At 49.6% G+C, this 12,966-nt stretch carries 10 protein-coding genes; 6 read left to right on the forward strand and 4 right to left on the reverse strand.

The window, feature by feature from the left end:
- Window positions 1-253 precede the first annotated feature (253 nt).
- From ACINK7_RS01365 to ACINK7_RS01390, 6 genes are all read left to right on the forward strand, one after another.
- Window positions 254-757 (forward strand): NfeD family protein, encoded by a 504-nt coding sequence (locus ACINK7_RS01365; RefSeq protein ID WP_404359338.1) that lies wholly within the window; start codon window positions 254-256, stop codon window positions 755-757.
- Window positions 758-766: 9 nt separating this feature from the next.
- Window positions 767-1,690, forward strand: coding sequence for an SPFH domain-containing protein (locus tag ACINK7_RS01370; RefSeq protein ID WP_404359340.1), 924 nt, complete (start codon window positions 767-769; stop codon window positions 1,688-1,690).
- The gene (locus ACINK7_RS01375) at window positions 1,687-2,634 is read left to right on the forward strand and encodes an SPFH domain-containing protein (RefSeq protein WP_404359342.1); all 948 of its coding nucleotides are present in this window, start codon (window positions 1,687-1,689) and stop codon (window positions 2,632-2,634) included. Before ACINK7_RS01370 ends, ACINK7_RS01375 begins: the two co-directional genes overlap by 4 nt.
- A 219-nt stretch (window positions 2,635-2,853) precedes the next feature.
- On the forward strand, window positions 2,854-4,620 hold the full coding sequence (locus ACINK7_RS01380; protein ID WP_404359344.1) for a 5-bromo-4-chloroindolyl phosphate hydrolysis family protein: 1,767 nt from the start codon (window positions 2,854-2,856) through the stop codon (window positions 4,618-4,620).
- Between the two features lie 995 nt (window positions 4,621-5,615).
- On the forward strand, window positions 5,616-7,151 hold the full coding sequence (locus tag ACINK7_RS01385; protein ID WP_404359346.1) for a hypothetical protein: 1,536 nt from the start codon (window positions 5,616-5,618) through the stop codon (window positions 7,149-7,151).
- 194 nt (window positions 7,152-7,345) lie between these two features.
- A complete protein-coding gene (locus ACINK7_RS01390) occupies window positions 7,346-8,524 on the forward strand; it encodes a hypothetical protein (protein WP_404359348.1) in 1,179 nt (392 codons plus the stop codon).
- Between the two features lie 39 nt (window positions 8,525-8,563).
- Here the strand turns inward: ACINK7_RS01390 and ACINK7_RS01395 are convergent, their stop codons facing one another.
- The 4 genes from ACINK7_RS01395 to cysT form a co-directional block, all read right to left on the reverse strand.
- The gene (locus tag ACINK7_RS01395) at window positions 8,564-9,463 is read right to left on the reverse strand and encodes a LysR substrate-binding domain-containing protein (protein ID WP_404359350.1); all 900 of its coding nucleotides are present in this window, start codon (window positions 9,461-9,463) and stop codon (window positions 8,564-8,566) included.
- A 451-nt stretch (window positions 9,464-9,914) separates the two neighbouring features.
- The gene (locus tag ACINK7_RS01400) at window positions 9,915-10,958 is read right to left on the reverse strand and encodes a sulfate/molybdate ABC transporter ATP-binding protein (protein ID WP_404359352.1); all 1,044 of its coding nucleotides are present in this window, start codon (window positions 10,956-10,958) and stop codon (window positions 9,915-9,917) included.
- A 156-nt stretch (window positions 10,959-11,114) separates the two neighbouring features.
- A complete protein-coding gene (gene cysW, locus ACINK7_RS01405) occupies window positions 11,115-11,981 on the reverse strand; it encodes a sulfate ABC transporter permease subunit CysW (protein ID WP_404359354.1) in 867 nt (288 codons plus the stop codon).
- An 11-nt stretch (window positions 11,982-11,992) separates the two neighbouring features.
- Entirely contained in the window at window positions 11,993-12,820 is an 828-nt protein-coding gene (gene cysT, locus ACINK7_RS01410) for a sulfate ABC transporter permease subunit CysT (RefSeq protein WP_404359356.1), read from the reverse strand.
- Between the last annotated feature and the right edge of the window lie 146 nt (window positions 12,821-12,966).

A 12,966-nucleotide genomic window follows, 5' to 3' on the forward strand; every position in this document is an offset into this window, starting at 1 on the left:
AACATATTGAGGCGGCGGGGCACGCCTCGCCACGCCATCCCCTGCTATCAGAAAGCAACAGCCTTATAGACTGGTCCGGCTAGTAACTGAACCCGCTAAAACTCATAGCTCCAAGAAGTAATTTTTCACGAAATCCTTATACGCTACTATTTTTAATTAATTTAACTACAATCAATTCCATGTGCGTCCTTCTTTTTCAAGTAAGAAGCCGCGGAGTAGATACCGATACAAAACGACATATTTTGGGCTATCCATGCACGGCTATGAAATTGTAAATATCTGGCTTATCGGCGGCATTATTCTCATGCTGCTGGAAATTTTGTTGCCCGGCGGCATAGTATTTTTTCTAGGACTCGGCGCCGTGCTGGTTTCCGCTTTGCTTTATGCCGGTTTGATAGAAGGCTGGTTACAAGCTTTTACCGTTTGGTTTATCGGCTCCCTAGCGTTGGTCTTCGGATTGCGTGGGGTCGCCCAAAAATTCGTTCCCGCACAAGTCGATCAGGGCAAGACCGATGAAGACCTGGACGCCTACGATGCGCTTGCTAAAGTTTGCGAACCTATACCCGCAGGCGGAGAGGGGCGCATTGCGTTTCGAGGCAGCACTTGGAAAGCAAGAAGCTATCGAAATGACCAAAATTTGGACGTTGGGGCCGAGGTGCGCATCATTTTTCGCGAAAACCTGGTGTGGGTGGTTGATGCCATCGAAAACAATAAAATTACGCACGAAACCGACTCGAATAATAACTCAATAAAATAGGAGTACGTTATGCTTACTACCCTTACGATATTCGTCATATTGGCCGGTATCATTTTTTGGAAGCTGTTGATTATCGTTCCGATGCGTCAATCTTGTGTCTTGGAGCGATTAGGCAATTTTCGATGCGTTCTGGACCCCGGTTATCATGTTGTCGTGCCCTTTTTGGACAAAGTGGCTTATCGCCATGAGATTCGCGAGCAAGTGTTCGATATTCCGGCACAAAGCTGCATCACCCGAGACAATATACAGGTTGCGGTCGACGGTATCGTCTATTTGAAAGTGATGGATGCCAAGCGGGCCAGTTACGGAATCGGCGATTATCAAATGGCCAGCGTCAATTTGGCGCAAACGACGATGCGTTCCGAAATCGGTAAGCTGACGCTTGGCGATACTTTTTATGAGCGCGATAAATTGAATGAAGCGATCGTGCGGGAAATCGACAAAGCCTCGGACCCTTGGGGAATCAAGGTCATGCGTTACGAAATCAAAAATATATCGCCTTCCGCGCAAGTGGTGCATACCTTGGAAAAGCAAATGGAGGCCGAACGCGAAAAGCGCGCGGAAATTACCTTGGCCATGGCGGAAAAAGAGTCGAAAATTTTAATATCGGAAGGCCATCGTCAGGAGGCGATTAATTTTTCCGAAGGTCAGAAACAAAAACGCATCAACGAGGCGTTAGGGCGCGCGAGTGAAATTGGCATACTGGCCGAAGCCTCCGCCGAGGGTTTGCAGAAAGTCGCCGCGGCCATCAAGAAGCCGGGCGGCGATATGGCGGTAAAAATGCGTTTGGTCGAGGATTTTATCGATCGAACAGGCGAGGTCATGAAAGGGGCCAATGTGTCGGTGTTGCCTACCGATCTTGCTCACATCAAAGGTCTGCTGTCGGCGCTTAATCAAAACCTGCCCATCGCTAAAATGGGAGCAAACAAATGAATAACGAAGTCAGTCCAATCGATTTGTTCAATTTTGCCGTATGGGGCATCATTTTTCTTGTCATTATTACTCAGCTGTTTCGTTCCATACGCATCGTTTCCACGCGCACCGCGTTGATCGTCGAGCGTTTAGGCAAGTATAAGGCTACATTGGGCCCCGGTTTTCATGTGCTGATCCCGTTTATCGATGTCGTGACCGCAATACAGGACTTGCGCGAAGAAACCATTGATGTCCCGCCGCAAGAATGTTTTTCTAAGGACGAGGTACAAGTCGAAGTCGACGGCGTCATTTATATGTCGGTTTCCGATCCTATTAAAGCGACTTATGGCGTGACTGATTATCGATTTGCCGCGATGCAGTTGGCGCAGACCACGACCCGTTCGGTGATCGGTACGTTGGAGTTGGACAAAACTTTCGAAGAGCGCGACATGATCAGTCAAGCGGTGGTGGATACGCTCAATGCCGCGGGTGAAACCTGGGGCGTGCATGTGCATCGTTACGAAATCAAGAATATCAAGCCGCCGAGCACGGTTCAGAGCGCGATGGAAAAACAAGTGACCGCCGAGCGGGAAAAGCGCGCCATTCTGGCCAGAGCCGAAGGCGACAAGCAAAGCCGGATTAACACTTCCGAGGGTACGATGCGCGAACTGATCAATTTGTCGGAAGGTGAACGCCAACGCTTGGTCAATGAGGCCGAAGGTAGGGCGTCCGAAATTTTGGCCTTGGCGACCGCGACGGCCGAATCCATCGAGAAAATCGGTAATGCAGTCGTCCAGCCGGGCGGCGAGGAAGCCATCAAACTCAATTTATCGGAAAAGTTTATCGATAATATCGCGCATTTGGCCGATGCCGAGACTTCGGTGATCTTCCCGGCCGATTTGACTAATTTGAACCAGTTGTTGGAAGCGCTCGATTTACATATTGAGCGTAAGGCAAGTGCATGATCCTAAAAAGAGCAGTTGGTATGTGTTGTAGACCGTTCGTGCTGAGCCAAGTCGAAGCATGAAGGGTCTACAACACTTTCTCCGGCTTGGTGAAGCCTCAAACTACCCCTCACCCTTCGACAGGGCTCTCCTGAGCGCAGCCGGAGAAGGGTGAGGGCGAACGGTAGTTTGAGGCACTCAACGGCTCTTTTTTTTCGGATGACGGGTTTGACTTCTTAGATGAACTTATTATTTCGTATACTCCTCTCAATCAAGTCGTTGCCAATGCTTGTCGGCGCTTGCCTGTTATTATCGCTGATTTTCGGTATAGGCGGCTTGGCGCACGGAAAAACACCGAATGATTCAGCGGCTCCCGTATACCTGGTAAACATAGATGCCGTAATCAATCCGGGCACGTCCGCCCTGCTTGAGCATGCAATCGAAACAGCAGAAGTCCATTCCGCAGCTGCGTTGATCTTACGAATCAATACCCCTGGAGGATTACTGAGCAGTACGCGAGACATGGTTCGTGCAATTTCGGAGTCTAAGGTGCCAGTCATTGGTTATGTGGGCCCTGCCGGCGCCAGTGCGACATCGGCCGGTGCATTTATTTTGCTGTCTACGCACCTTGCGGTGATGAATTCCGGTACGAATGTCGGTGCCGCATCACCGGTTGCGGGCGATGGCGGCGAGATACAAGGTACCATGGCAAAGAAAATCATGAGCGACACCCGGGCTTTCATGCGGGGTATCGCCAAGCATCACAATCGCAATGCGGATATTGCCGAACGTTTCGTTTCAGAAGCCGAAAGCCTATCCGCCGACGAAGCCTTGGAAGCCAATGTGGTCGATCTGGTGGTGTCGGGATTTTCTGATCTGATAAAAGGCGTTGACGGACGAGAAATTCAATTTCAGGGTCAATTGCTTATACTGGCTCTCTCGGATAAAGAAATTCGCCAGATTACCCCGCGGTTTATCGATCATATTTTGAGTTTAGTCGCGCATCCGCAGATAGCGCACATGCTAATTTCTGTGGGGCTACTCGCGATTTTTATCGAAATGCTCGCTCCGGGCCTAACCCTTCCCGGTATCCTCGGCACGATCGCGCTGGTTTTGGGCTTGGTCGGCATGCAAGCCTTACCCGTTAACCTTGGTTTTCTATTGCTGTTATTGTTCGGTATTGCGTTGATGATCGCCGAATATTTCGTTGCCGGCTTCGGCGTACTGGGTATCGGCGGAGCGATCGCCTTCGTGCTGGGTAGTTTGAATCTATTCGACGGCCCCATCCCGGCCGATCAGAGCAACACGATATTATCGGTGAGTATTGCAGTGAGTGCCGCAATGCTGCTCGCTACGTTGCTTATCACCGGCAGCTTTATTTTTGGTTCGCGCAATAAAAGCTTGAAAGGCAAAATCGGGGAAGCAATGGTCGATTTCGATAGCAATGGCTATGTGCTGATCGATCAACAACGATTCTCTGCCGATACGCTCGAACCGCTACGTCACGGCGATCGGATCGAGGTTGTTAAAATTGATCGGAACGACCGCTTACTGGTTAAAAAATCACGGCAAAATTTGCCTGGCACGACAGACAAATCGGTCGATGAAGCCAAGCAGACGGTCGCTGAGTCCCGTAGCATGATTCGGCGAATCGAACAGGCCGGCAATCGAATTCATAATCAAGAATTCAACAGTAGGATAGAGCGTATCTGTAGGGTTGCCGATAGTATTTTGAGCGAAATCGAAGCCGATCCGCGAGATATTCGCAAAGCTCGAAAATTTCTTAATGTTTATCTCGATGGAGCGATGCAAGTCACCGAAGGCTATGCGAAAACGCACAGTCATATCCAATCCGGTCAATTGACACAGAATTTTCGTAATGTACTCGAAACGATTGAAGCAACATTTCTGGAACAGCAACAAAAATTGTTTGAAGATGACCTATTCGATCTTGATGTCAAAATAGAAGTATTAACCGCGCAACTTAAACGGGAAGGTATTCGTTGATGCCGGAGCCTATCGTTCCCACAGAGCATTCGGCCCCTTGTGGGAACGACAATTTCCGATAGACTGAATAGTTACAATTTCGACAGCATTCATTACCCACTGGTTTTCTTTGTAACGTTCATGAAGGCTTGGCCATCGCCCCGGCAAATGAAAGTTCTCTGGTGGCGGAGGGTGCGGTCACTCGGTCGACAGGACGCCGTGAACCCAGCACCTAAATTACCTAAGATAGTCAACCATAGCCAATGAGCTATGGAATTTAGGTGCTGGGTGAATACGTCCATGTAGGCTCGACGGCGGCTGTCCTTGCCGCCGACGCCTGCCGATCGAGCAACCGCACCCTCTCCGGAACCGGCATTGTGTTGAATATAAAAAAATTAGATAAAGAGTCCGAATCTACGAACTTTCACAGTAACGATCATGAAGAAGCTGCCATCGCCCCGGCAAATGAAAGTGCGAGGGATGACTGGGTACGGTCACTCGCCCGACAGGACGCCGTGAACCCAGCACCTAAATTACCTAAGATAGTCAACCATAGCCAATGAGCTATGGAATTTAGGTGCTGGGTGAATACGTCCATGTAGGCTCGACGGCGGCTTTCCCTGCCGCCGACGCCTGCCGGTCGAGCAACCGCACCCGCTTCGGTTCGCGTACTTTCACAGTAACAGAATTCGTAAAAAGATTTTTATCATTAGTTCCTCTCATCGCCATCCAAGATAAAGTATCTTGGTCCTCTTCATCCCAAGATTGATGGGATAATTGAACGACAACAGGTTTCGGTTTATTCTGAAACCAGTAAGAGACCTTGTCGCACCATGTCAAGTATAATAATTCCACTGGTACCGCAATGGACGCTCGGCTGGTTATACCTATCGTACTTCAAATTACGACATTAACGTATGGACCTGCCATAGAGCCGACACGGATATCATTGTCTTTTGACTATGATGACAACCCTATTCGAACCTTAAAAAAAAGCACGTAGGAGCAGGCGCACGATGACTGTTGAACTTATGATTAACTTTGCGGTGCAGTTTCTTGGAACCGTGGCGGTACTATTCCTGGCCTATCGTTCCTTCCAAAAACGTCGGATTCAATTAGGTGCAGAACCGACGCTTCCGCAATATTTTATCCGCAGAACCACCTATTGGTTAGGCGTTGTGTCGTACTGCACGCTCATGGCAGCTCTTTATTTATTACTGACTTTGCAGTGGTTGCCCTTGGAGCCGTTGATAACGCTTATCGTTAAAAACCTTCGTTCTCGGGAATTGTTGGATCTTCTGAACGGCTTGGACGGAACCACGATCGTACCGTTGATTACCGCCGGGCTATTTTTATTTTTTATCGCTTGGGAAAGTAAAATTAACCCCTTGCTAATTTTGAGAGACAACATACATGATGCTTTTGCCATCCCAACTAAAGCGGTAGAGGTCTATAACGCTCTGATTGCCTCAAGATTATCGGCGGTTGACGATAAACTGAAAGAGCAAATTGCCAGTCGACTGTTGGTGTCGAGTATCGACCCCGGCGACTTCGACATGTCCAGTGCCACGGTCGAATATAAATGGGCTCATAATTGCCTGCTATTTGATCGTATACAATATTATGCGAATCAGTCGTCTTTTCGTCGATTGTTCAACGAACCATCTCTGAAATGGGGGGAAATTTGTATTTCCTATAATGCCATGTCGGAAAAAGTGGCGGTTTGGAAGGAAGCGGAGCCGCATTACACCAAGACGGTCAAGTTAATCAAGGAACTGGATCAACTCACCGGTTTGTTGTGCCGCATGCTCGCCTCTTTGATCGTGTTCGGTAGCGCCAGCGAGAACGATATTTGGGCAACCGTGAAACAACTCGGCGGGAATGTTCACGAAGCCCGATTGAAACACACCTATAAGTATATTTTGATTTTCATGGCGGCCTCCGCTATCGGAGTCATATTGGGTCGAGAAATTTCGGTTTCGTTACACAATGCTTTCCTGTTTCCGAATAAGCCTTTGGCCCACTTTAGCTATACGACGCTTCGGTGGCTCGCCTATGTCATGCCGATGTATGTTCTTCCGTTAGCGCTGGTTTTTGTTTCACGTACGCTTGCCTTCAGGCGCCAGCGGGAGCAATACGATCGCTATTACGGATTTTACATGACGATGATGATCATGGGTTTTATTGTCAGTACCACGGTATCGACACTCGTACTCGAGTTAACCTTCTATCGCCGAGAATATTTCAACTTTTTGGAAAGCTTTTTAGATCATATGCGTTGGGGAATCCTGCCTGCGCTGATATGCGGTTTTGTGGCCTATCGAATGGACACGCCAGTGACTGAATCGGAAACGCTAGGTAAATGCCTGGTAAACGCGACATTGCGATTTCTTGGGTGGGGAGCTGTCGCCGTTATTATCATGCTTTATGCGACCGACGACTTAATCATACAAGAGTCGAATCTGCGGTTTACTTTAGTCGGTACGGCTTTCTTCGTGGTTGGTCTGTTAGGAGCCACTGCCCGTTTTAAAACAGCGCGTGCTGACGATTAGGCGGCTTGCGAGAGTGAAATACGAGACTGGCACAAGATTTTTGTTCATGTGCTAGGTTCTCTGCGCCCTCACATTGCACTAGGCGAGAGGTAAACACCTCGGCGCCTCCATACGCTAATGCCGAAATTTGAAGAGCGATAGGTACAGGGCATGATTTACAACAGAGTACGTTCCACAGAATAAGGAATAAAACGATGACCGAGACTGTGATCAAAAAGTCGATCTATCAAAGAGAAGAGCCGGAGGGCTTTCTAGAGACGCTCGGCGTTCGGTATTATCGGTTTTTGGCTAAAAAAGCCGGCACTTCCGAATTGCATAATGTCAGTATCGATGACTTACAGCCCGATGCAACGCTGCAGGCATTGTCGACTAATATCACGGCATTCGCGGCTGTGATCGCCTTTGCCATAGGCGCTCTGACCACATTCGTGACCATATGGATAGAATGGACATTTCAAGCGTCAATGACAACGGCAGCCTATTATTTGCTGTATGGTTCAGTGCTGATCGTGATGTTGACGGTCGAAATGACAGTCCTGTTTTGGTTAGGGCTTAAAATTGTCTACAGCCTTGCCTGCTTAACCGGGCATAACCAAGCTACCAAAGACTTTTGTCTGCCGGGCGATGATGCCGTGCCCAATATTTTAGCGCGCGCGGCACTGGAAGTCCCTGATCCGATCATTCGTTATTTAGGTATCGATCCGCTAAAGCATTTATCCAAATCCAAATTATTTCTAGTTACGCTTTTATATAAAGCGAAAGTCATCCTCAGTAGTCTGGGGGTGAAATTTTTACTGGTCCGCTTTTTTGGAAAAGGCGATATACGCTTGACCTTTAGTTGGGTAGCTATTCCGATAACCGGTCTATGGGATGCCTTTACATTGTATAAAGTGGCAAGAGAGGCGAGATTGCGCTTATTCGGGAATAAACTGGCCGAACACATTGCGATGAATGTCATCACCGATGACGTCATCGCACAATTGAGCCTTAAAGCGCGCGAAGGTTCGGTCAGGGCGGTAGCCGTCATGATGGTATTGGCGCAACATTACCATCCGAATATGTTGGTATTACTGCATAGGCTCTGTTCCACCTTCGAAATCGATGAGACAAAAGAATACGATAACTGGGAAGATTTTTTAGCACTCTTGGATGAAGTCGCCGAACACGAGCGCTATTTTTTGCTTGATTTGCTGTGCGTGTCCGCCGCTTTCGACGGACATTTATCGCGATTGGAGCGATACCATTTGCCGGAGGCATTTAAAGAATTGACCGAAGAATACATGCAGCGTGCGGAAAAATTAAAAAATATGTTGCTTAACGGGCAGTTACATGCGGCTAAAGACTTATGCGAACTGGATTTTAATGCCGGATAATGCCGGGATTTGAAGTGTAATAGGAATAAAGCCAAGATCTCAGGTGTTCATTTCTCGGGCGGCATCCAACAGTTCTTCAATAAAATGCCGGCTGTAGGCGGGTAAATAATTCTGCCGCAAGTAGGCAATCTTGGTCATCGAGCTGGGTATGAGCTCGGACAAGTTGCGGACTACCAAATCAGTATCGGCTATCGGGTCGTATGCCATACTGGCGATCAGGCCGACACCCAATCTCAAGCGCACGTAAGTTTTGATGATATCGGTATCGGCTGCCGCGAGCACCACATCCATTTGCAATTCCCGGTCGTTAAAGGCCTTCTCGATATTGGAACGTCCGGTAAAGCCGAGCGAGTAGGTGAGAATCGGAAACGATGCCAAGCGTTCCAGCGTCAAATCCCCGCTAGCCAGCGGATGTTCCTTCGGGATGACAACGGCATGGTGCCATTCGTAACAGGGCTTGATGATCAAGGTTTCATCTTCCGCGACCTTTTCGGTACAAATGGCCAGATCGGCTTGGTCCTTATGCAGAAAGTCGATCAGGAGGTCGGGGGAGGACTGCACGATATAAACCTTGACGCCGGGATATTTAGCGCGGAAGCGTTGTATCGGCTTCGGCAAAAAATATTTGGCCTGGGTATGCGTCGTCGCGACATGCAAAATTCCACTGTCGCCATTGCGGTACTCCGAGGCGAGCGATTGGATATTTTTTTTGGCTTGTTGAATGGTTAATGCCTGCGCTAATACCTCTTGTCCCAGTTCGGTCAGACCGGTCAGTTTTTTGCCGTTTCTTGTCAATAAAGGCGAGCCCAGTTCCTCCTCGAATAAATGTAATTGCCGGCTCACCGCCGATTGCACGATATGCATGCTGTCGGCGGCCTTGGAGAGGTTGAAACCGTTTTCATGCAGGGTGCGAAGTAATTCAATCTGGTTGAGATTCATGAGGTGATGGCCTGAAGCGTTTTTAATATCTAATTTTTAGAATTATAAATCGAATTATATCGTTTTAATAATCAACCTTATTAGCAAGATGCTTCCGCTTGCCGAAGCCAAGTGTCCGAGCAGGGGCCAGTCGTAGTCGAAAAAACTAAAATATGCTGTTAACCAAGCTCCAGCTTGGGTAATCTGTTCAGGAAGCTCTAGCTTCCCGAATATCAAGGAAGATTGAATAAGCGAGTCGGGGTTGATTGCGGTTGTTCCGGTCTCTAGAAGCTAGAGCTTCTGGGGTGTATTTCCCAAGCTGGAGCTTGGGAAATAGCTGGATGCGGGTTGGCTGTTTTTAGCTTGATGCGTATACGATCGTACCCACTCATAAGAGTCTTTCCATTTTTGCCCACCGTTTTCGGAAACCACCGGCCAAATCGTTGAACGCGCCATCCATCCATATATTCGTTCAATTAAACCAATGCGCATGCTTAATATGCAGTGACACCCGGTCACCTTTGTTCAAAGCCAGTTCCCGAAATTGTTCGTTCGGCATTTCCGCAAAGATCGTCGTTGCCTTGCCGTTTACTCCGTCCTTGCTCAATTCCAGACGGATGATAGCTCCCAGGTGTTGCCAATCTTTTAGATAAACAGGGGCATTGGCGGGATCTTGCGGTTTTTCGACTTGGATGTTGTGTGGACGCACATGGGCGATGATACCTTTGGGATCGTCGATACTGATTCCGGCGCCGGCAAGCCAAGCGCTGTCGCCCTGTTCCAGCTGAAAGACATTGGTATGGCCGATGAAACGCGACACGAAATCGTTGTTCGGACTGTCGTAAATTTCGCTGGGTGAGCCTTTTTGCTCGATCTTGCCGTGATTGAGCACGACGATCTGGCTGGCGACTTCCATGGCTTCTTCCTGGTCGTGAGTCACGAAAATGCTGGTAACATTGAGTTCATGATGCAAATGCCGCAGCCACAGCCGTAAATCCTTCCGAACGCTGGCATCGAGCGCGCCGAACGGTTCATCCAGCAACAACACGGACGGTTCGACCGCCAAGGCGCGGGCCAATGCGATGCGTTGGCGTTGGCCACCGGACAGTTGATCAGGGAAACGATCGGCTAGCCAGTCCAATTGCACCAAATTGAGCAAAGCATGTACTTTTTCCTGGATTTGGGCTTCGTTAGGACGTTCCTTTTTCGGTTTGACCCTGAGACCGAAGGCAATGTTGTCAAATACCGTCATGTGCCGGAACAGCGCGTAATGTTGAAAAACAAAGCCGATTTGCCGGTTTTTGACCGGCTGGTCGGTGACATCGCTGCCGTTTAATAAAACCTGGCCTCGGTCCGCCTGTTCCAGCCCGGCGATGATGCGCAGCAAGGTGGTCTTGCCGCAGCCGGACGGTCCCAGCAAGGCGACCAGTTCGCCTTCTGGAATTTCCAGGTTGATGTTGTCCAGGGCGGCAAAATTGCCGAAGCGTTTGCTGATATTGTTTAAAGTAATGCTCATCGTGATGCTCTCGTTCAAATTTGTCTTATTTATGCTGAGGTGGATAGTATGAAATCCAACATTTAGCCTGTATGAGGCGTAGCGGAATATGGAAATGACGCGGCTTCGAACTTCCCGGATTGCGCTGCGCTCCATCCGGGCTACGCTGCAGCCATGTTATGCAGCTTTTCTATCCTGCTTTTGCCGCCATTCCAAATAGGTTTTCACAATCAATGTGACGACTGCCAAGCCGGCCAGCAGCGAGGCGCTGGCGAACGAGCCGACGAAATCGTATTCGTTGTAGGTGATTTCGACATGCAACGGCAGGGTATTGGTCAGTCCTCGAATATGGCCGGAAACGACCGACACCGCGCCGAACTCGCCCATCGCCCGGGCATTACAGAGCAGTACGCCGTACAGCAGTCCCCATTTGATATTGGGCAAGGTGACCTTGAAAAAAGTCTGCCAGCCGCTGGCACCAAGCGATAAAGCGGCCTCTTCCTCTTCGTGCCCCATTTCCTGCATCAATGGAATCAACTCGCGGGCGACGAACGGAAAGGTCACAAATAAGGTTGCCAGAATGATGCCGGGCACCGCGAAGATGATCTTGATGTCGTAGTCGGCTAACCATGGACCCAGCCAGCCCTGTGCACCGAATACCAATACATAAATCAAACCGGCGATGACCGGCGATACGGAGAACGGAAGGTCGATTAAGGTAATCAATAAACTTTTGCCGCGAAAGTCGAAACGGGCAATGGACCAGGCCGCGCAAATGCCGAAAAAAGTGGTCAGCGGCACAGTCACGGCGGCGGTCAATAGCGTCAGTCGTATTGCCGCCAGCGTGTCGGGATGAACCAGACTGTCGCTATAGGCCGACCAGCCTTTGCTGAAGGCTTCGATCAGCACGGTCGCCAGCGGCAGAATCAAAAACATTCCGATAAACGCTAAAGTCAAGCCGACCAGGCCAAAACGAACCCAATTCGGATCGTTAAGCGCGATTGTTTTAGGTTGGTATGCATGAGTTGTAGTCACTGTATTCATTTGAGCGTCTCTCACAGTTGGCCGCTGCGGCGGCGCACCCACCATTGCAGCGCGTTGACCAGTAATAACAATACAAAGGAAATGACCAGCATCGTCAGTCCGATCGCGGTCGCGCCGGCATAGTCGTATTGCTCCAGCTTCGTGATGATCAGCAGCGGTACGATTTCGGACACATAGGGCATGTTACCGGCGATGAAAATGACTGAGCCGTATTCGCCGACCCCGCGCGCGAAGGCCAGCGCGAAACCGGTCAGCGTCGCCGGCAGGATGTTGGGCAGTATGATTCGGATAAACGTTTGCAGACGATTGGCACCGAGGCTCGCGGCCGCTTCCTCCATCGCCATGTCGAATTCCTGCAACACCGGTTCGACTGTACGCACGACAAACGGTAGCCCGATAAAAATCAGCGCGAATACGATACCAAGGGGCTTATAGGCGATTTGCACGCCCAGCGTGTCCATGACGATACGGCCGATCCAGCCATTGGGTTCGTAGATCGCCGCCAGCACGATGCCGGCAACGGCGGTGGGTAGCGCGAACGGCAGATCGATCAATGCGTCGAACAAGCGTTTGCCGGGAAACGGATAGCGCACCAAGGTCCAGGCGATGATGAAGCCGAACAGCGCGGCGATACCGGCCGCTATCAGCGCCGAGTCGAAACTGACCCGAAACGAAGCCTGGACTCGGGTATTGGTCAGTATGTCCCAGTATTGATCCAGGCTGAGTTGCATGCTTTTGAACACCAGCGCGCTTAACGGAATCAGCACGATCAACGCAAGATAAAACAGTGTAAACCCGAGTGTGGGACGAAAACCCGGCATAATATGACTTTGTGGCATTTCGGTAGCCTTTAATAAATTGCAAAAAACAGCGGTGTGATATCTCTCATCCGTTTTTTATGACGATAAAGCTGTCGTTTCCTGGTCTCCACGGTCCTCCGTGGGAATCCATACTTTGGCTGCCGAGGCAAGATCGGTATGCATTC

Origin of the sequence: Methylotuvimicrobium sp. KM1 (genome assembly GCF_044788715.1) — a bacterium.
GTDB lineage: Bacteria > Pseudomonadota > Gammaproteobacteria > Methylococcales > Methylomonadaceae > Methylotuvimicrobium.